At 71.8% G+C, this 17,709-nt stretch carries 20 protein-coding genes; 7 read left to right on the top strand and 13 right to left on the bottom strand.

The annotated features are described in order from the left end of the window. Nucleotides 1–62: 62 nt before the first annotated feature. Both ITJ40_RS14105 and ITJ40_RS14100 read right to left on the bottom strand, forming a co-directional pair. A complete protein-coding gene (locus ITJ40_RS14105) occupies nt 63–1,442 on the bottom strand; it encodes a DNA recombination protein RmuC (protein ID WP_194667674.1) in 1,380 nt (459 codons plus the stop codon). Nucleotides 1,443–1,508: 66 nt separating this feature from the next. Further along, nucleotides 1,509–2,138, bottom strand: coding sequence for a 3'-5' exonuclease (locus tag ITJ40_RS14100; RefSeq protein WP_194667673.1), 630 nt, complete (start codon nt 2,136–2,138; stop codon nt 1,509–1,511). Between the two features lie 99 nt (nt 2,139–2,237). Here ITJ40_RS14100 and ychF point away from each other — a divergent pair, with 99 nt between their 5' ends. Both ychF and ITJ40_RS14090 read left to right on the top strand, forming a co-directional pair. Continuing rightward, on the top strand, nt 2,238–3,311 hold the full coding sequence (ychF, locus tag ITJ40_RS14095; protein WP_194667672.1) for a redox-regulated ATPase YchF: 1,074 nt from the start codon (nt 2,238–2,240) through the stop codon (nt 3,309–3,311). 320 nt (nt 3,312–3,631) lie between these two features. Then, on the top strand, nt 3,632–5,326 hold the full coding sequence (locus tag ITJ40_RS14090; protein ID WP_194667671.1) for a DUF262 domain-containing protein: 1,695 nt from the start codon (nt 3,632–3,634) through the stop codon (nt 5,324–5,326). Between the two features lie 85 nt (nt 5,327–5,411). Here the strand turns inward: ITJ40_RS14090 and ITJ40_RS14085 are convergent, their stop codons facing one another. Genes ITJ40_RS14085 through ITJ40_RS14070 form a run of 4 tightly spaced genes read right to left on the bottom strand, consistent with a single transcriptional unit; the run spans nt 5,412 to nt 8,909 of the window. Beyond that, entirely contained in the window at nt 5,412–6,179 is a 768-nt protein-coding gene (locus tag ITJ40_RS14085) for an SCO1664 family protein (RefSeq protein ID WP_194667670.1), read from the bottom strand. Next, a complete protein-coding gene (locus ITJ40_RS14080) occupies nt 6,179–6,742 on the bottom strand; it encodes a DUF3090 domain-containing protein (protein ID WP_167603736.1) in 564 nt (187 codons plus the stop codon). Before ITJ40_RS14080 ends, ITJ40_RS14085 begins: the two co-directional genes overlap by 1 nt. A gap of 23 nt (nt 6,743–6,765) precedes the next feature. After that, nucleotides 6,766–7,458, bottom strand: coding sequence for a histidine phosphatase family protein (locus ITJ40_RS14075; protein WP_194667669.1), 693 nt, complete (start codon nt 7,456–7,458; stop codon nt 6,766–6,768). Nucleotides 7,459–7,502: 44 nt separating this feature from the next. Further along, the gene (locus tag ITJ40_RS14070) at nt 7,503–8,909 is read right to left on the bottom strand and encodes an amino acid permease (RefSeq protein ID WP_194667668.1); all 1,407 of its coding nucleotides are present in this window, start codon (nt 8,907–8,909) and stop codon (nt 7,503–7,505) included. A 241-nt stretch (nt 8,910–9,150) separates the two neighbouring features. On the opposite strand from ITJ40_RS14070, the gene ITJ40_RS14065 reads away from it, so the two are divergent. Both ITJ40_RS14065 and ITJ40_RS14060 read left to right on the top strand, forming a co-directional pair. After that, nucleotides 9,151–9,543: a DUF4177 domain-containing protein gene (locus tag ITJ40_RS14065; RefSeq protein WP_194667667.1), complete on the top strand. Its 393-nt coding sequence runs from the start codon at nt 9,151–9,153 to the stop codon at nt 9,541–9,543. 19 nt (nt 9,544–9,562) lie between these two features. After that, nucleotides 9,563–10,159, top strand: a complete 597-nt coding sequence (locus ITJ40_RS14060; protein WP_194667666.1) for a TlpA disulfide reductase family protein — start codon at nt 9,563–9,565, stop codon at nt 10,157–10,159. 4 nt (nt 10,160–10,163) lie between these two features. Here ITJ40_RS14060 and ITJ40_RS14055 read toward each other — a convergent pair whose 3' ends face one another. The 3 genes from ITJ40_RS14055 to ITJ40_RS14045 form a co-directional block, all read right to left on the bottom strand. After that, nucleotides 10,164–10,619, bottom strand: a complete 456-nt coding sequence (locus ITJ40_RS14055) for a universal stress protein (protein ID WP_194667665.1) — start codon at nt 10,617–10,619, stop codon at nt 10,164–10,166. Between the two features lie 3 nt (nt 10,620–10,622). Beyond that, nucleotides 10,623–12,089 carry an APC family permease gene (locus ITJ40_RS14050; RefSeq protein ID WP_194667664.1) on the bottom strand — a complete coding sequence of 489 codons (1,467 nt, stop codon included), beginning with the start codon at nt 12,087–12,089 and terminating at the stop codon, nt 10,623–10,625. Between the two features lie 74 nt (nt 12,090–12,163). Further along, complete coding sequence (locus ITJ40_RS14045) at nt 12,164–12,586, bottom strand: MarR family transcriptional regulator (protein WP_194667663.1); 423 nt, start codon at nt 12,584–12,586, stop codon at nt 12,164–12,166. 218 nt (nt 12,587–12,804) lie between these two features. Between ITJ40_RS14045 and ITJ40_RS14040 the strand changes: the two genes are divergently transcribed. Next, the gene (locus ITJ40_RS14040) at nt 12,805–13,209 is read left to right on the top strand and encodes a hypothetical protein (protein WP_194667662.1); all 405 of its coding nucleotides are present in this window, start codon (nt 12,805–12,807) and stop codon (nt 13,207–13,209) included. Nucleotides 13,210–13,268: 59 nt separating this feature from the next. Further along, the gene (locus ITJ40_RS14035; protein WP_194667661.1) at nt 13,269–13,832 is read left to right on the top strand and encodes a GIY-YIG nuclease family protein; all 564 of its coding nucleotides are present in this window, start codon (nt 13,269–13,271) and stop codon (nt 13,830–13,832) included. Between the two features lie 16 nt (nt 13,833–13,848). On the opposite strand, the gene ITJ40_RS14030 is transcribed toward ITJ40_RS14035, so the two are convergent. Further along, nucleotides 13,849–14,802 (bottom strand): zinc-ribbon domain-containing protein, encoded by a 954-nt coding sequence (locus tag ITJ40_RS14030; RefSeq protein ID WP_194667660.1) that lies wholly within the window; start codon nt 14,800–14,802, stop codon nt 13,849–13,851. A gap of 46 nt (nt 14,803–14,848) precedes the next feature. Here ITJ40_RS14030 and ITJ40_RS14025 point away from each other — a divergent pair, with 46 nt between their 5' ends. Next, entirely contained in the window at nt 14,849–15,403 is a 555-nt protein-coding gene (locus ITJ40_RS14025; protein ID WP_194667659.1) for a GNAT family N-acetyltransferase, read from the top strand. 27 nt (nt 15,404–15,430) lie between these two features. Here ITJ40_RS14025 and ITJ40_RS14020 read toward each other — a convergent pair whose 3' ends face one another. From ITJ40_RS14020 to ITJ40_RS14010, 3 genes are all read right to left on the bottom strand, one after another. After that, nucleotides 15,431–15,826 carry a ChaB family protein gene (locus ITJ40_RS14020; protein ID WP_194667658.1) on the bottom strand — a complete coding sequence of 132 codons (396 nt, stop codon included), beginning with the start codon at nt 15,824–15,826 and terminating at the stop codon, nt 15,431–15,433. Between the two features lie 79 nt (nt 15,827–15,905). After that, entirely contained in the window at nt 15,906–16,349 is a 444-nt protein-coding gene (gene sufU, locus ITJ40_RS14015; RefSeq protein WP_194667657.1) for a Fe-S cluster assembly sulfur transfer protein SufU, read from the bottom strand. Beyond that, entirely contained in the window at nt 16,346–17,647 is a 1,302-nt protein-coding gene (locus ITJ40_RS14010; RefSeq protein ID WP_194667656.1) for a SufS family cysteine desulfurase, read from the bottom strand. Before ITJ40_RS14010 ends, sufU begins: the two co-directional genes overlap by 4 nt. Nucleotides 17,648–17,709 lie beyond the last annotated feature (62 nt).

Raw genomic sequence — 17,709 nt, 5'->3', positions numbered from 1 at the left:
TCGCGGTGACCCGTGGGCCGGTGGGAGCGCATCCCGCGGCCGGGCCCCGCGTGCTCGCCACTCTACCCAGCGGGGGTGTCCGCGACCGGGGACGCGGGACGGGTGAACTCGTCGGCCGTTAGCGCGCGCGCGGTGGCCTCGAGCGGCTCGAGCGTGCCGATGACCTTGGACTCGTCGAGCCGGGTGAGGCGGCGGGCGGTGGGGAGGACCTGGCGCTCCAGGGATCCGACGACGCGGTTGTAGTCCCCGACCGCGCCCGTGAGCGAGCGGCCGAGCTTGGCGATGTGCTCGCCGCTCGTGGCGAGGCGCGCGTGCAGCTCGCGGCTGAGGTCGAAGAGCTGCTTCGCGTCCTCCGTGAGCACCTCCTGCTGCCAGCTGAACGCGACGGTCTTGAGCACCGACCACAGCGTCACCGGGGAGGACAGCGCGACCCGGCGGGAGAACGCGAACTCCATGATGCTCGGATCCGCCTCCAGCGCCGACGAGACCAGCGATTCGCTCGGGATGAACGCGATGACCATCTCGGGGCTCGCGTCGAGCCCCTCCCAGTAGGCGCGGCTGCCGAGCGCCGTGATGTGGTCGCGCACGGCCTGCACGTGCTGCTTCATGAGCGCGTCGCGGCGCGCGCCCTCGGGCCCGGTCGCCGAGGCGGGGATGGCGCTCGCCTCGAGGTACGCGGTGAACGGCGCCTTCGCATCCACCGCGATGTGCTTGCCGCCGGGCAGGTGCACGACCATGTCGGGCCGGCCGACGCCCTGCGCCGTGGAGACGGAGGTCTGCACGTCGAAGTCGACGCGGTGGATGAGGCCGGCCGCCTCGACGACGCTCCGCAGCTGCGTCTCGCCCCACACGCCGCGCGTGCTGTTGGAGCGGAGCGCGGACGCGAGCGTCTCGGCCGTGGCGCGCAGCCGCTCCTCCGCCTCGGTGGCGCTCCGCAGCTGCTCGCTCAGCTCGCCGTGCTGCTGCCGGCGCTGCTCCTCCAGCTCGTGCACCTTCGCCTGCACCTGCTTGAGGCTCTCGGCGACGGGGCTCAGCGCGGTGAGCACGCGGCCGTCCTCCTCGGTGCGGGCGACCTCGGCGCGCTGGATCTCGCGCAGCCTCGTCTGCAGCTCCGCGATGCGGTCCTCCTGCTGGCCGATCTGCTCGCGGAGGTGGGACTCCTGCGCATCCAGCCGCTCGCGGTGCAGTGCATCCTGCGTCTGCGCGCGCTCCGCGTACTGCGCCGTGGTCTGGGCAACCTGCTCCTCGGCGAGCCGCTCCGTGCGATCCAGCTGCTCGCGCAGCGCCGTGACCGTGGCCTCCGCGGCGGCGAGGCGCGCGGCCTCGCCAGCGCGACCCGGCGCATCCACCCCGGAACGGGCGCGCGACACGGCGAGCCCGACCACCGCGCCCACGACCAGGCCGATGACGAGGCCGACGAGCAGGGCGATGACGGGATCCATGCGTGCAGTGTGCCAGCGGCCCCCGACACGGCAGGGACGCGCGTCGGCGGGTGGCCGAGCGGAGGATCAGGCCCAGTCGATGGGCGGCGTCGCGGCGGCGGACGCCTGCGTGACGGTCTGCGTGCGCGGCGCGCCGATGCGACCGAGGCCGACGCCCGCGGCCTCCGCCAGTCCGGCGATCGAGGCGGCCCCGTGGCGGCTGGCCGCGTGCACGACGATCGCGGCGCACGCCCGCGCATCCGCCAGCGCCTCGTGGTGCGAGAAGTCCTCGAAGCCCGCGGCCCGCGCGGCGACCGGCAGCCGGTACGAGTCCAGCTCGTAGGTGCGGCGCGCGACCTGGAGGCTGCAGAGGTAGGAGTACGGCGGCGGGATGAGCGCGGTGGCCTTGCAGGCGCCCTGGATCACGCCCATGTCGAATCGCGCGTTGTGGGCCACGAGGCAGTCGTCGCCCGCGAAGGCCATGAGGCGCGGCAGCTGGTCGGCCCAGCCGTCGGCGTCGGCCACGTCGTCCTCGACGATGCCGTGGATCCGCGTGTTCCAGACCGAGAAGGAGTCGTGCCCCGCGGGCGGCCGGATGAGCCAGGAGGCGGTCTCGACGACGACGCCGTCGCGGACCTTCACGAGACCCACCGAGCACGCGCTCGCCGACGAGTTGTTGGCGGTCTCGAAGTCGATCGCGGTGAAGTCCAACGGCATGGGCTCGATCGTCGCACGGACGACCGACGCCCGATCTCGGGACAGCCCAGCCCGGCGCGGGCGGGGGAGGAGCCGGAGGGCCCCGTACGATGGACTCCCGTGGCTCTCACTATCGCGATCGTCGGTCTCCCCAACGTCGGCAAGTCGACGCTCTTCAACGCCCTGACCAAGAACCAGGTGCTCGCCGCGAACTACCCGTTCGCGACGATCGAGCCGAACGTGGGCGTGGTGAACCTGCCGGACCCGCGCCTCGAGGTGCTCGCCGGCCTCTTCGGCAGCGAGAAGATCCTCCCCGCGCCCGTCTCCTTCGTCGACATCGCGGGCATCGTCCGCGGCGCGAGCGAGGGCGAGGGCCTCGGCAACCAATTCCTCGCGAACATCCGCGAGGCCGACGCGATCGCGCAGGTCGTGCGCGGCTTCGAGGACGAGGACGTCGTGCACGTCGACGGCCGCGTGGACGCCGCGAGCGACATGGAGACCATCAACACCGAGCTGATCCTCGCCGACCTGCAGACCCTCGAGCGCGCCGAGCCGCGCTACGAGAAGGAGCTGAAGACGAAGCGCATCGAGCCCGTCGTGCTCGAGACCGCGAAGGCGGCGCGCGAGTGGCTCGACTCGGGCAAGCCGCTGTCGGCGTCGAAGATCGACCTGGAGCCCGTCCGCGAGCTCGGCCTGCTGACCGCGAAGCCCTTCATCTACGTGTTCAACGTCGACGAGCAGGTGCTCGGCGACAAGGCTCGCCTCGACGAGCTGGCCGCCCTGGTGGCGCCCGCGCAGGCCGTGTTCCTCGACGCGAAGATCGAGTCGGAGCTCATCGAGCTCGACCCCGAGGACGCCGCCGAGATGCTCGCGAGCACCGGCCAGGAGGAGTCGGGCCTCGACCAGCTCGCCCGCATCGGCTTCGAGACCCTCGGCCTCCAGACCTACCTGACGGCGGGCCCCAAGGAGACGCGGGCCTGGACCATCGGCAAGGGCTGGAAGGCCCCGCAGGCGGCCGGCGTGATCCACACCGACTTCGAGAAGGGCTTCATCAAGGCCGAGGTCATCTCCTACGACGACCTGGTCGAGACCGGCTCCATCGCCGAGGCGCGCTCCAAGGGCAAGGCCCGCATCGAGGGCAAGGAGTACGTCATGCAGGACGGCGACGTGGTGGAGTTCCGGTTCAACAACTGACGTGCCGGCTGGACGCGTGCGGCATGACGGCCGCCGTCGGCGCGCGCCGACAATCGTCTGAGGCATTGCCCCCCCCGAAAGGGCCCGTCGCAACCGGTGCCTGCTCGATAGGCTCTTGTTCGCAGCGATGCGCGACGAGACGGTGGACAGATGGCCCGAACATTCAGACAGACCTCACTGCGAAGCCCTGTGGAGGAGCGCGCCGGGACTATTCGCCGCGTACGGGCAGCTCAGGAGGTCGTCGGAGGGATCCGCACGGGCTTCGAGCCGATCTTGACACGCGCAGCGGCTGCCTCCTGCGGTGAGCACGGTGGGCACGAATGACGTCCGAGGCGCCCGCACAGCCGCTCAAAGCGGCCGAAATCAACCTCGGGAAGCTCTTCACCGACGACTACAACTTCGTAATTCCTGAGTATCAGCGTCCCTATACTTGGGGCCCCGAGGAGACGATGCGGCTTCTTTCCGACCTGCACGGGGCTCTGGAAAGAGATGCTGATGAACCATACTTTCTCGGTTCCGTCGTCCTGGTGAAGGATGTGGCGAATCCTCGCTCCGAGGTCATCGATGGTCAGCAACGGCTCACGACCCTCACCCTGCTGATCTCCGTGCTCCGGGATCTGGTCACGAATCAGTCGCTGCGGGGCGACATCCACAAGTTCATCGAGGAGCCAGCTGTCGAGTGGGACGACAAAGCGGCAAGTCCGCGTCTCGAGCTGCGTCCACGGGACGCGCAGTTCTTTCGTGAATACGTTCAGGTGGACGGTGCGACGGAGACGTTGGCCGGCATAAGCGACAATCTCGCGGTCACCGACTCCCAGCGTTCCCTTCGGGATAACGCCCGAGCCCTCCGGACGGAGCTGGCGACGTGGACGCAGGAAGGCCTTCAGCTTCTCTACAAGATGATGGCGAAGCGTACCTTCGTCGTCGCCGTTATCACTCCGGACCTTAATAGCGCCTATCGCATCTTCAGCGTGATGAATGCGCGAGGGCTTCCGCTCTCGCCGCCGGATATATTCAAATCACAGGTCATCGGAGCGATCGCCGAGGGTGAGCGTTCTCATTTTGCGAACGTCTGGGAGAAGCTGGAGGAAGATCTGGGACGAGAGGAGTTCGGCGACCTCTTCCTCTACATCCGCGTCGTCATGTCTCAAACGAGGGCCGTGCGCGGCCTCCTTCAGGAGTTCCCGGAGCAAGTGCTGAACGCCTACCTGCCTGATGATGGGAAGGGATTCATCCATGATGTCCTGCAGCCGTACGCGCTCGCTGACAGCAGGCTCGTGGCGCAGAATTTCACCGGTGAGCCGCGTTGGCGGGGGGTCAATGCGTGGCTGAGTAGGCTGAGTCAGCTCGATAACGACGACTGGCGACCCGTGGCATTGTGGGCGCTTCGGGAGCATGGGGATGAGGTCGAATTCTTGGACCAATTCCTCGGCAAGCTGGAGCGGCTCGCTGCGAGCATGCTGTTACGACGTGTGTACGCGACGCCTCGGGCCCAGCGATACATGGATCTCCTGAAGCAGTTGATCGCCGGCGACGGGCTCGCCAGCATGGCGTTCGAGCTCTCACCTGACGAAAAAGCGGAGACCCTGGTGCGTCTTGGCGGCGAGATCTACTTGACCCCACCGGTTCGCAAGTACGTACTGCTGCGGCTCGACTCGATCCTGGCTGACGATCCGGGGGCATCTTACGATCACAGCACGATCACCGTCGAGCATGTGCTACCGCAACATCCGGATGCTGAAAGTCGATGGCTGGCAGATTTCGACGAAGATCAATCCCGATACTGGACGCATCGCCTCGGCAACTTGCTCTTGTTGAATCGCCGGAAGAACAGTCAGGCGCAGAACTACGACTTCCAGGAGAAGAAGCGACGCTATTTCGCCTCGGACAGAGGTGTCGCTGTGTTTGCGCTCACGACGCAGGTGCTCGACGAGGGGGAGTGGACGCCCGCTGTCATCGGCCGTCGCCACGAGAAATTGATCAGCGTTCTGAGCGACGCGTGGAGACTCGCCTAGAACGGGACCGCTGAGGTGGTGGATTCCAACTCCGCGATGGTCTCGCCGACGGCGGGCGTGAGGTGATGGGCGTCGCCGCTCGGCCTCAGAAGAGGGGCCACGGCACCGCGGACTGCTGACCTGCGGGCGCCGGGAACCGAGGATCTGAGCGCAGTCGCAGACAACGCGCGCGCAGCGCCGCGACCTCCTCCGCCGTCAGCAGCCCCGCCAGCTCCCGCCCCAGCTCCGCGTCGAGCCCCGCGAGCACCCGATCAACACCCTCGAGCTCCTCAGACGACAGCGGATCCCCGACCCACCCCCACAGCACCGTGCGCAGCTTGTGGTCCTCGTGGAAGGTGAGGCCGTGGTCGATGCCGAAGCGGTGGCCGTCGGGCATGGCGAGCACGTGGAAGCCCTTGCGGTCGGCGTTGTTGACGATCACGTCGAAGACGGCCATGCGGCGCAGCGCCGGGGTGTCCTCGTGGATGAGGGCGACCGTGTTGCCCTCCTCGTCCTCGCCGCCGAGGACCGTCCGGTAGCCCGTCTCCGGGATCTCGGCCGCGGGGACCAGGTCCACGGCGTCCTGGTCGGGATCCTCGTCCTGCCAGAGCTGCACCATGCCCTCGCCCGCGGGGCCGTCGCGGAGCCACGTGCGCGGCACGACGTCCCAGCCGAGCGCCTCGGAGACGAGGTACGCGGCGACCTCGCGATGCGCGAGCACCGCGTCGGGGAAGTCCCACAACGGGTTCTCGCCGCGGATCGGCTTGTAGACGACGGCTACATCGCCGATCGTCCCGAGGAACGTCGCGTTCGACGCGGTGCGGATGCGGCCGGTGACGGTCAGCTCGCCGTCCAGCGGGTCCGTCGCCGACATCATTCGTCGGGGAAGGTGTGGACGTGCCCGTCGGGGTCGATGGGGTAGCCGCACAGCGCGCAGATCGGGCGGCCGGCGCCCACGATCTCGTGGGTGCGCTTCGCGAACGCGCGGGCCGCGCCGACGGGCATGCGCACGACGAGCATCTCGGTGTCGTCCGCGTCCACGTCGTCGTCGACGCTCGGCAGGTCGAAGTCGTCGCTGTCGTCGTCCTCCGCGAGCGGGTACGCCTCGATGACCACCTGGGCCGTCGTCGGATCCCAGCCGAGGCCCATCGCGCCGGTGCGCCAGCGCTCGTCGACGTCCTCGAGCGGGTCGTTGTCGACCAGCTCCGGGGGCGTGCTCTCCGGGATGCTGAAGGGGTTGCCCTCGACGGTGACCAGCTGGTCGAGGATCTCGTCGATCTTCTCGGCGAGGAGCGCGGACTGCTGCTTCTCGAGGGCGATGGTCACCAGCTGCGGGCCGGATCGCACCTGGAAGTAGAACGTGCGCGCGCCCGGGAGGCCGATGGTGCCGACCACGGCCCGGTCCGGCCAGTCGAATTCGAGGGCTCGTGTGGGCATGCGTCCACTCTAGGCGCGGTGGATCACGGCGTCGTGTGCCCGGCGCCGCCGCCCACCGGAGCGTCACCGGATCCGACGGCCGCGGCCAGCCACGAGAGGTCGCCCGCGTCGGTGTTGGTGGCGTGAACGGTCGGCCGTCCTGCGCCGTAGCGGACTATCGAGACGGACGCGGGGCCCACGTCGATGCGCTGGAACAGGTCGAGGTGCGTGCCGAGGGCGTCGGCGAGGATCGACTTGATGACGTCGCCGTGGCTGACCGCGACCCACACGGCGCCCGGCCCGTGCTCGGCCTCGATGGCGGCGTCGTGGCGGCGGATCGCGGCGACCGCGCGCGCCTGCATCCCGGCCATGGACTCGCCGCCGGGGAAGACGACCGACGACGGGTGCGACTGCACGCGCGACCAGAGGTCCTCCTTGGCGAGGTCGGCGAGGGCGCGGCCCTGCCAGTCGCCGTAGTCGCACTCGGTGAGGTCGGGGTCGACGGGCTGGACGGGCTTCGCCTGCTGCCGCTCGAGGATCCGCTGGGCCGTCTCCCAGCAGCGCTGCAGCGGGCTGGAGACGACGGCCGCGAGCGGCACGGCGGCGAGCCGGTCGCCAGCGCGGTCGGCCTGGTCGCGTCCGGTGTCGTCGAGGTCGACGCCGGGGGTGCGCCCCGCCAGGATCCCGGTCGCGTTCGCTGTGGTGCGTCCGTGCCGCACGAGGATCACTGTCGCCATGCGGCCAGCCTAACCAGCGGGTCGGCGCACGCCGGCGGGCGGGATCAGGCGTCGCTCGCCGCGGGGGCGGCGGCCTCCGGTGCGTCGACGAGCTCGTCCGCCACCGGATCCACCGACCCACCTCGCGCCTTCGTCACCACGTACAGCCCGAGAACGATGGCCCACGCGACGAGGCTCAGCACGAGCTGCGGGCGGATCTCGGGATCCAGCGCCATCTGCACGAGCACCGCGACGATCCCCGCGACGGTGAGGATCGAGAGGCCCGGGAACAGCCACATACGCACGACGAGACCCGAGGATCCGGTGCGGCGGCGGAGCACGATCTGCGAGATCGCGATGAGCAGGTAGACGAACAGGATGATCGCGCCGGAGGAGTTGAGCAGGAACAGGAAGACGGTGTCGGGGGAGACGGCCGCGGCGATCACGCAGAGGAAGCCGACGACCGACGAGAGCAGGATCGCCGCGCGCGGCACGCCACGGGGCGTCACCTGCACGAGCCGCGCCGGCGCCTCCCGCCGGCCGGCGAGCACGAAGAGCATGCGCGACGCCGTGTAGAGGCCGGAGTTGAGGCACGAGAGCACGGCCGTGAGCACGACCGCGTTCATCACGTCGCCCGCGAACGGGATGCCCATGCGGTCGAACGCGCTCACGAAGGGCGAGGCGCCGAGCTCGGTGGAGTCCCACGGGAGGATCACGGCGAGCAGGAACAGGGAGCCGACGAAGAAGAGCGAGATGCGGAGGATCACGGAGTTGGTGGACTTCCGGATCGCGGTCGCCGGGTCCTTCGACTCGGCCGCGGCGATGGTGGCGATCTCCGCGCCGACCATGGAGAAGATCACGACGACGACCGAGGAGAAGATCGCGCCGACGCCGTTCGGGAAGAAGCCGCCGTGCGCGGTGAGGTTCGAGAAGTCGGCGGAGCGACCCGGCCAGATGCCGAGCACGTACAGCCCGCCGAGGCCGAGGAACAGGATGATGGCGGCCACCTTGATCCCCGCGAACCAGTACTCGAACGCCCCGAAGGCGCCGACCGAGAAGAGGTTGGTGGCGGTCATCAGCGCCATGAGCGCGAGGGACAGCAGCCAGAGCGGCGCGTCGAACCAGTAGGTGAGGGCCTTCGCGCCGGCGACCGCCTCGAAGCCGACGACGATGACCCAGAAGTACCAGTAGAGCCAGCCCATCGAGAAGCCGGCCCAGCCGCCGAGGGCGTGCCGGGCGTAGTCGGCGAAGGATCCGGTGCTGGGGTTCGCGGTCGCCATCTCGCCGAGCATGCGCATCACCAGGATGATGAGCACGCCCGAGATGGCGTACGTGATGAAGGCGCCGGGACCCGCGCCGTTGATGACGACGCCGGATCCGACGAAGAGTCCGGCGCCGATCACCCCGCCGATCGCGATCATGCTGAGCTGTCTCTGCGTCAGTCCCTTGTGCAGCTGGGGTGCGGGTGCCATGAGGGCCTCCGTGCGGGTCGGCGTTCTCGGGTGGGGGATCCTCCCGCTCGGACGCGGGGCGTCGGGCGGGAGGTGCTCAGCAGGATACGCACGCTATCGATACCGCCGCGAAGTGTTCACACGGGCTTTACATTCGGACGCCGGGCGTCGCTGCCTCTGGCGCGGCCTCCGCCATGGACGACCACGATCCGTGGTCCGCGGAGGACGATGGCCGGAGGATCACACGACGAGAGGCGAGACGATGGCACAGGAGACGCAGGCCGGGTGGTACGACGACGGCTCGGGCACCATGCGCTGGTGGGACGGTACGCAGTGGACGGACACGGTGCAGCCGCCGCCTCCTCCCGGGTACGGACCGGCTGTGGCGACCACGTCTGCCGGTCCTGCGGCAGCATCGGCCTCGGGCGCGGCAGCGCGCACGCGCGGCAAGGAGTACGTCGTCCTGCAGACCATCCTCAAGGAGAAGGTGTGGGGGACCGGGTCCGGCAACCTCACGGAGCTGGAGAACGCGATCAACGCGCAGGCCGCCCGCGGTTACCGGCTGCACACCATCTCGACGGCGGTGTCGGGCAGCAAGGGGCTCGGCGGTGGCGACCGGATCCAGGCGACGATGGTGTTCGAGGCGATCGACTGACGGCTCGTAGCATGGCGGCATGATCCGCCGCCCCCTCGTCGCCTCCGCCCTCGCCCTCGCGCTTGCGGCCGCGCTGACCCTCGGCGGGTGCACCGCGACGGACCAGCTCGCGAGCGGCTTCCTCTCGGGCGACGGTGCCGGGTCGCGCGACGACCGCGTCACCGAGTTCCCGGTGGGGGAGCGGGGCGACCCCATCTCCTTCCGCGCGCCGGATGCATCCGGCGCCGAGGTGACCGCGGAGCAGTTCCGCGGGAAGGTCCTCGTCGTCAACTTCTGGTACGCCGCTTGCGGTCCGTGCCGCCTCGAGGCGAAGGACCTCCGCGAGGTCAGCGCGGCGACGACGGACACGGCGACGTTCCTCGGCGTCGACACCAGCGACTCCGCGGATACCGTCACGTCGTTCGTGGACGCCTACGACATCCCCTACGCGAACGTGCTCGACGTGGAGGACGACGCGGTGCAGCTCGCCTTCGCGGCCCGCACCGCGCCGAACGCGACGCCGTCGACGCTCGTGCTCGACCCGGAGGGCCGCGTCAGCTCGCGGATCCTGGGGCCGGTGGACCCGAGCACGCTCACGACGCTCATCGCGACGGCGGCCGCGACGCCGCAGGGCTAGTCCGCTACCCCCGCCCGCGCACCGTCGGCCGGCAGATCAGCACCGGGCACGGCGCCGAGTGCTGCACGCGCGAGGCCGTGCTGCCCAGCAGGATCGTCGCGGTGAGGCCGCGGCTGCCGGCGGCCATCGAGATCAGGCCCGCAGAGAGGTCCTCGGCGGCGCGGATGATCTCGGTGGCCGGGGAGCCGCTGCGCACGTCGCGGTGGATGGTGGGCCCCCAGCCGTCGAAGACCGCGGCGACCACGTCGACGGCGGCCTCGGCGTCGCGCCGGTAGCTGAGCTCGGTCTGGCCGGTCGCGCGGCGCGGGCCGAGGTCGTTGGCGAACGGCGCGGCGGCGTACGGGCTCACGACCGCGAGCACGGTGACCTCGGTGATCTCGCGGGAGTCCGCGATCACCTGGAACTGGCGGGCCGCCTGCAGCGACGCCTGGGACCCGTCGGTGGTGACGATGACGTGCACGGCTCAGACCTCCCTGTCGGTCGGGCCCGCCGCCGCGACGCCCGCGGCGGCCTCGAGATCCGGCTTCTTCGCGCCGAACGTGCGTTGGGCGAGGTAGAGCACGAGCCCCAGCGCGAGCAGGCCGCCGACCCAGAACAGCGCGCCGGGGTCGTCGACGAGCGTGTAGATCAGCACGGCGACGTTGCCGAGGATCCCGACGAGGAGCAGCGGCGTGTTCGCGCGGTACGTGTCGTCGGTCTCGTCGTGGCCGCGCAGCTTGAGGCACGCGACGATCACGAGCGCGTAGATGAAGAGGAGGAACACCACGGTGATCGTGGCCAGGCGGTCGACGATGTCGAGCCGCTCGTCCTCGGGGATGCCGGCCTGGCTGGAGCGGATCGCCGCGCCGATGATGAGGAGCGCGGCCACCACGGCGCCGCCGAAGATCAGCGCCACGTACGGGCTGCGACGGGCCGGGTGCACCTTGGCGAAGATCGCCGGGACGACGTTCTCGCGGGCCATGCCGAACAGGATCCGCGACTGGGCCACCACGGTCACGAGCGCCGTGTTGCTGATGGCGACCATCGCGATGACGGCGAAGACCACGAGCATCACCGCAGCGGGGATGAAGAAGAGGTCCGCGCGGATCACCTCGAGGAGCGTGTTGCCGGCGAGGTCGCCGATGGGCACGACGAGGGCCGCGGCCATGGAGACGAGCACGTAGACGACGCCGGCGGTCATCATGCCGCCGATGAGCGCGCGGGGGAAGGCGCGCGACGGGTCGATGGTCTCCTCGGCCACGTTCGCGGCGTTCTCGAACCCGGTCATGGCGAAGAACGCGAGCGAGACGCCGGCGAGCACGGCCAGCACCGCGGATCCGGGGCCGCCCTCGACCTGGAACTGGAGCAGCACGGCCGGGTCGCCGACCCCCTCGGCCAGCGCGATCACGCCGATGGCGACCACGATGATCAGGCCGCTGATCTCCACGAAGGTCATGACCACGTTCGCGACGACGGACTCGGTGATGCCGATGAGGTTGATGGCCGTGATGACGGCGACGAACGCCACCGCGATGCCGGTCGTCGCCCAGATGGCGGACTCGGGCAGGCCCACCAGGTCGGCGAGGTAGCGGACGAAGCCGGCCGCCAGGGATCCGACGGCGGCCATGTTGGCGCTCAGCATGCAGATGGTGATGAAGAACGTGAGCACGGGGCTCCGGAACGCCTTGTTGATGTAGAGCGAGGCGCCGGCGGCCTGAGGGTACTTGGTGACGAGCTCGGCGTACGCGAGGCCCGTGATGGTCGCGATGGACACCCCGACGAGGAACGCCATCCAGAACGCGCCGCCCACGGCCGCGGCCACGAGGCCCACGAGCACGTAGATGCCGGATCCGAGGACATCGCCGACCACGTAGAAGTACAGCTGCTTGACCGTGATGGAGCGCTTCAGCTCGGATCGCGGGGGTGCCTGGGCCTCGCTCGTGTTCGCCATTTCCCCACCCTAGGGGCGTGATGGCGAGGTGGTCGAGGGGGAGGGATCGGGGGAGGGCGCGTGGAAGGTCGCGGTCAGGCGCCGTCGGCGATGCGCTGCAGCGCGCCGATCGCGCGCCGGAGCTCGCCCTCGTCGACGGGCGGCTGCACGGAGGCGCAGGCCCCGCGGATCCAGCCGATGCGGGCGCGCATCACCGTCTCGAGGAGCTGCCGGCCGGGGGGCCCGACGACGAGGCGCGACCCCTCCCCATCCGACTCCTCCACGAGGATCCGCCGCTGCAGCAGCGCCGCGAGGCTCGGCACGAGGGCCGCGCGCGAGGTGCGGGTCCACATGGAGAGCGACTGGCGGTCCACCTGCATCCCGGTGGCGACGACGCGCAGCAGCTGGATCTGCAGCCCGGTGAGGCCCTCCCAGGCGTCGAGGGTGGCGGCGTCCATGAGGTCGAAGACGGTCGCCATCGAGGCGATCAGCTCCTCGTGCGTGCTCGGGTCCGACACGGCGCTCCTTCGGCGAAGCGGATGGGGGAGCAGGCCGACCGCCTGCTCGTCGGGAGGAAAGCTACCCATCAGGACCGTTCCCGGTCCAGAGGCGCGGGCGTCAGGTGACGCTGGATGGCATCAGGGGATACTGGGACGAGGTGCGCCGCCTCACGAGGGCGGACGCGGGGACGGGGAGGTCGCATGAGCGCGATGGTCGACACCGGGCGGGCGCGCGCATGACGCCCCGGATCCGCGCGCTCCTCCTCACGGGGATCATCACGGGCCTGACGATGGCGATCGTCGCGGTCGCGCGCCCCTGGACGCGCGAGGACGAGCCCGACGACTGGGTGGTGCTCCGCTTCGAGGCGGGCGAGGCGGCCTCCGCGTACGAGGCGTTCGAGTCGCTGGCCGCCACCGAGACCGCGGGCGACGATGCGCTGCAGCTGCTCGAGGCCGGATGGATCGACGGAAACGAGTTCGGCGACGGCTCCTACGACGTGTACTTCGTGGGACCCGACCGCCGCATCATGTGGGAGGTGCTCGAGCCGATCTTCGCCGAGGCGCCCGTGCCGTGGACCTCCGTCGAGCTCCGCCGCGGCCTCGAGGACCAGGCGCCCGTGGTGGTGCGGGCGGCGCGCTGAGCGGGTCCCGCCCGGCTCCCGCGGGTGACGCTGTCGGCCCTCGCGCCTAGCGTCGGGGCATGACGTCGAACGGATCCGCCCGATGCCGCGCCGAGGCGTGCGCCGCTCCCGTCGAGCCCGGCGCGCCCGTCCCGCTGTGCGCGGCGCACCTCGTGGCCGCGGCCGCGTGGGCGGAGCGCGAGCACGGAGTGGAGGACGTGCTGCCGTCGCCGTGCCCGGCCTGCGGATCCCGCCTGGGCGTGCGGCATCCGTCGGGCTGGCTGTGCGCGGTGTGCGAGTGGCGGCACGGCGACCACCCGGACGGCGAGCTCGCGCCGCCCCGGGTCGACGTCGTCTACTACATCCGCTTCGGCGACCGCATCAAGATCGGCACGAGCGCGAACCCGCGGCAGCGGCTCGTCACGCTCCGGCACGACGAGCTGCTGGCGTTCGAGCGGGGCGGGCGGGCCGTGGAGCGGGCGCGGCACGCGCTCTTCGCGCGGCAGCGGTTCGCGCGCACCGAGTGGTTCGGGCTCGACGACGAGCTGCGCGCGCACGTCGCCGCGCTCGCCGCGGGGCAGCCGGATCCGTGGGAGCTGCTCGCCCGCTGGCGGAGCGAGGCGCTGGCCCTGCGGGTCAGCTGAGGCGGGCGCGCGCGCTTCATCCGGCTGCGGCCGACGGCGGCACCTCCCGCAGGTAGGCGTCCACGAACAGCGGGCCGCGGATCTCGCGCAGCCGGTCGAGGAGCTGGTCCACCGTGCCGCGGGTGAGGCCCGAGACGCAGAGGTCGTAGGGGCCGAGGGGCGGCAGCCGGCCCGTGCGGATGCGGATCACCTCCCAGCCGGCGGCCCGCAGCGCGCGGTCCTTGCGCCGGTCGGCCTCCTCGCGGCGGCCCACGTGCTCGAGGCCGTGGCGGCCGGTGGAGTCGTACTCGATCGCGACGCGCAGCTCCGGCAGCAGGATGTCGGGCCACGCCTCCAGGTGCTCGAAGAACGGGCGCGCGAGCCGCACGGCGGTGAGGCCGGGCGTGTGATCCAGGCGCGCGGCCAGATCCTGCCGCAGCCGCTCCTCGACGGCGGACGCCGGCGGCGGCGCGCACGCGCTCGCGAACGGCTCGCCGACCGGGAAGTCGGGCGTCTTCGTGCAGACGCCGGGGGAGCGGCGGGGACGGGTGGGCGTCGTGGCCGCGGCCGACGACGGCGTCGGGCCCGGCGCGGCGGACGCGGATCCCCCCGCCACCGGCCCCGCCACGAGCGGCGACGCGCCGGGCCACCGCACCTGGTCCGCCATCGGGAGCGCGGGCGTGCGCGGCGCCGCGGCCTCCGCGCAGTCCGGGCACCACGACGAGCGTCGGCGCTCGCGGCCCGGACGCCTCCGCTGCTCCTCGGGCGTGGCGACGAAGACGTGCCCGACGTCGCACTGCCAGGTGAGGAGGACGTCGGCCGCGGGCGGCACCTGCGTGAGCGTGATGCCGCGGTTGAGCTCCGGGTGGTACTGCCGGATGAGCACGGGGAACGACGCCCACGCCTCCCGGTACGTGCCTTTCGGGTACGGCACATCGAGGCCGCGCGACCAGCGGCGCCGCGCCCACCACGCATCCACCGGCTCGGGCATGCCGTCACGCTAGGGGCGACCACCGACGTCCCCCTAGCCTGGGGCGATGCCCGATCTCGCGACCGACCGCCTGCTCCTCCGCCGCTTCACGGAGGCCGACGCGCCCTTCCTCCTCGACCTGCACGCCCGGCCCGAGGTGATGCGGTGGATCGGCACCGGCCAGGTCCACGCGGATCCCGCGCAGGCCGTGGCGCGCGCCGCCCGCTACGCCGCCCTCGACCACCCCGTGCGCGGCATCTGGGCGATCGAGGACCGCGACGGCGGCGCGCTCCTCGGCACGCTGCTGCTCAAGGACCTGCCCGCGTCGGCCGCGCCCCTCGCCGGCGACGACCCCGCCCCGCGCGACGAGCCGGAGGACGGCGAGACCGAGATCGGCTGGCACCTGCACCCGGACGCCTGGGGTCGCGGCGTCGCGACGGAGGCGGCGAAGCGGGTGCTCGCGCACGCGGCCGAGGGCGGGCTGACGCGCGTGCTCGCGGTGACGAACCCGGCGAACGCGCCGTCGCAGGCCGTGTGCCGCCGGATCGGGATGCGTCCCCTCGGCCGCACGCGCGCCTATTACGACACGGAGTGCGCGCTCTTCCGCGTCGACCTCCCCTAGGCGCCGCGCGCGCCGGCCCCGGCCGCCTCAGCTGTCGCGCTCGCGCGCCTTCCGGGTCTCGCGGTCGTTCGCCTTCCGGATCCCGTCCACCAGCTCGTCCTTCGTCATGCGGCTGCGGCCGGGCACGTCGAGGCGGCGGGCCACGTCCATGAGGTGCGCCTTCGAGGCGTTCGCGTCGACCCCGCCGGCCGTGCCCGCGCCGCGCTCCTCGGCGCCCGCGTCCGACGGGCCCGCCGACTCCTTGGGCTCCCAGTGGTCGCCGACCTTCTCGAAGCCGTGCTTGAGCGCGGCGTAGGCGGTGCGCTCGGCGCGCTCGCCGGATCCGTACTGCTCCTCGGCCGCCGCGTGCGCCGCCGCCCAGGTGGCCTGCGCGTGCTCGGGGGAGCGGCGGATGGTGCTCGGCATGTCGTCGTCGGGGGCCACGGATCCTCCTGGTGTCGCGGTGCGCCGCCTCGCGCGGCCGTCGTCCCCGCTCTGCCCGCCCCGGCCGGGGAGGGGCGGGTCAGCTCGCCCGGAGCGCGATCTCCAGCGTCGTCCACGGCAGCATCGCGCACTTCACGCGGCCGACGTAGCGCGAGACCCCGTCGAGCGCGACGGCGTCGCCGAACTCCTCCGGGTCGAGGTGGGACGCGCCGCGGCTCCGCATGACCTCGCGGAACGCGGCGATGCGGGCGTGCACCGTCTCGAGGCTCGCGTCGTCGAGCACGCCGACGAGCATCGACGCGGACGCCTGCGAGATCGCGCAGCCGTGGCCCCGCCACAGGATCTCGGCCACCCGACCGTCCTCGACGCGGATCCCGAGGGTGATCTCGTCCCCGCACGTCGGGTTCACCTGGTGCGCGTGCATCGGCCACCCGGTGGGATCGCCCGTGCCCTCGGGGGTGCGCGAGTGGTCGAGGATCAGCTCCTGGTACAGCGCGCCGCCGCCGGACGCCGGGGCGCTCACCGGCCGGCCCCGAAGAACGCGGCGGCGTCCTCGACGCCCTGCAGCAGCAGGTCGATCTCGGCGTCGGTCGTGTGCAGGGTCCCGCTCGCGCGCGTGGACGCGGTGAGGCCGAGCCTGCGGTGCAGCGGCTGCGCGCAGTGGTGCCCGACGCGCACGGCGATGCCGCGGTCGTCGAGGATCTGCCCCACGTCGTGCGCGTGCACGCCCTCGAGGTCGAACGCGGCGAGGCCGACGCGATCGCCGGCGGGGCCGAGCACGCGCACGCCCTGGATCCCGGACAGGCCCGCCACGAGCCGCGCGCCGATGCGCCGCCCGTGCTCCTGGATCCGGTCCATGCCGACCGCCTCGAGGTAGTCGACCGCGGCGCCCAGCGCGACGACCTGCGAGATGCGCTGCGTCCCGGCCTCGAAGCGCTGCGGCGGCGGCAGGAACTCGGCCGCCTCCATCGTCACGGTCGTGATCATCGACCCGCCCGTGAGGAACGGCGGCAGCGCCTCGAGCACCGCGCGGCGCCCGTAGAGCACGCCGATGCCCGTGGGCGCGAGCATCTTGTGGCCGGAGAAGACGGCGAGGTCGACGTCGAGGGCGCGCAGGTCCACGGGCAGGTGCGGCACGGACTGGCAGGCGTCGAGCACGACGAGGGCGCCCACCTCCCGCGCCCGGGCGACGACGGGACCGAGCGGCGCGATGCCGCCGAGCACGTTGGAGACGTGCGCGAGCGCGACGATGCGCGTGCGCTCCGTGATGACGTCGCCCAGGGTCTCCAACCGGAGCGCGCCCTGGTCGTCGACGGGGATGTGGCGCAGCCGGGCGCCCGTGCGGAGCGCGAGCTGCTGCCACGGGATGAGGTTCGCGTGGTGCTCCGACTCCGTGACGACGATCTCGTCGCCCTCCCGCACGCGGATCGACGCCGGCGCCGCCGCGCTCCCGAGGCCGTACGCGACGAGGTTCAGGCCCTCGGTCGCGTTGGAGGTCCACACGATCTCGCCCGCGTCGACGCCCACGAAGCGCGCGACCTTCTCCCGCGCCTCCTCGAACTCCTCGGTCGCGAGGGCCGCGAGCGTGTGCGCGCCGCGGTGGACGGCGGCGTTGCGGTGCTCCAGGTACGCGCGCTCCGCGTCCAGCACCTGGCGCGGCTTCTGGGAGGTGGCGGCCGAGTCGAGGTACACGAGCGGGTGGCCGTTCACCTCCGAGTCGAGGAGGGGGAAGTCGCGGCGGATCCGGTCGATCTCGTCGGCGGACAGGCCGGCGGATCGCGCCTGGCCGTCGCCGGGGGCGTCCTGGGGGGCGATGTTCATGTCCCGAGTCCATCGTGCCGCGGCCCCGGGCGCAACACGGGCACCGGCGCGGCGTCACGGAC

This window comes from Clavibacter sp. VKM Ac-2872 (genome assembly GCF_015351105.1).
Classification (GTDB): domain Bacteria; phylum Actinomycetota; class Actinomycetes; order Actinomycetales; family Microbacteriaceae; genus Clavibacter.
This window is presented reverse-complemented; position numbering and strand designations above follow the sequence as displayed.

What these genes read in the sequence shown, in the direction of transcription:
- ITJ40_RS14010 (WP_194667656.1), bottom strand. Translation starts at nt 17,647, where the DNA reads ATGAACATCGCCCCCCAGGACGCCCCCGGCGACGGCCAGGCGCGATCC.
- ITJ40_RS14085 (WP_194667670.1), bottom strand. Translation starts at nt 6,179, where the DNA reads ATGTCGGCGACGGACCCGCTGGACGGCGAGCTGACCGTCACCGGCCGC.
- ITJ40_RS14080 (WP_167603736.1), bottom strand. Translation starts at nt 6,742, where the DNA reads ATGCCCACACGAGCCCTCGAATTCGACTGGCCGGACCGGGCCGTGGTC.
- ITJ40_RS14105 (WP_194667674.1), bottom strand. Translation starts at nt 1,442, where the DNA reads ATGGATCCCGTCATCGCCCTGCTCGTCGGCCTCGTCATCGGCCTGGTC.
- ITJ40_RS14075 (WP_194667669.1), bottom strand. Translation starts at nt 7,458, where the DNA reads ATGGCGACAGTGATCCTCGTGCGGCACGGACGCACCACAGCGAACGCG.
- ITJ40_RS14070 (WP_194667668.1), bottom strand. Translation starts at nt 8,909, where the DNA reads ATGGCACCCGCACCCCAGCTGCACAAGGGACTGACGCAGAGACAGCTC.
- ITJ40_RS14030 (WP_194667660.1), bottom strand. Translation starts at nt 14,802, where the DNA reads ATGCCCGAGCCGGTGGATGCGTGGTGGGCGCGGCGCCGCTGGTCGCGC.
- ITJ40_RS14035 (WP_194667661.1), top strand. Translation starts at nt 13,269, where the DNA reads ATGACGTCGAACGGATCCGCCCGATGCCGCGCCGAGGCGTGCGCCGCT.
- ITJ40_RS14090 (WP_194667671.1), top strand. Translation starts at nt 3,632, where the DNA reads ATGACGTCCGAGGCGCCCGCACAGCCGCTCAAAGCGGCCGAAATCAAC.
- ITJ40_RS14025 (WP_194667659.1), top strand. Translation starts at nt 14,849, where the DNA reads ATGCCCGATCTCGCGACCGACCGCCTGCTCCTCCGCCGCTTCACGGAG.
- ITJ40_RS14050 (WP_194667664.1), bottom strand. Translation starts at nt 12,089, where the DNA reads ATGGCGAACACGAGCGAGGCCCAGGCACCCCCGCGATCCGAGCTGAAG.
- ITJ40_RS14040 (WP_194667662.1), top strand. Translation starts at nt 12,805, where the DNA reads ATGACGCCCCGGATCCGCGCGCTCCTCCTCACGGGGATCATCACGGGC.
- ITJ40_RS14100 (WP_194667673.1), bottom strand. Translation starts at nt 2,138, where the DNA reads ATGCCGTTGGACTTCACCGCGATCGACTTCGAGACCGCCAACAACTCG.
- ITJ40_RS14065 (WP_194667667.1), top strand. Translation starts at nt 9,151, where the DNA reads ATGGCACAGGAGACGCAGGCCGGGTGGTACGACGACGGCTCGGGCACC.
- ITJ40_RS14060 (WP_194667666.1), top strand. Translation starts at nt 9,563, where the DNA reads ATGATCCGCCGCCCCCTCGTCGCCTCCGCCCTCGCCCTCGCGCTTGCG.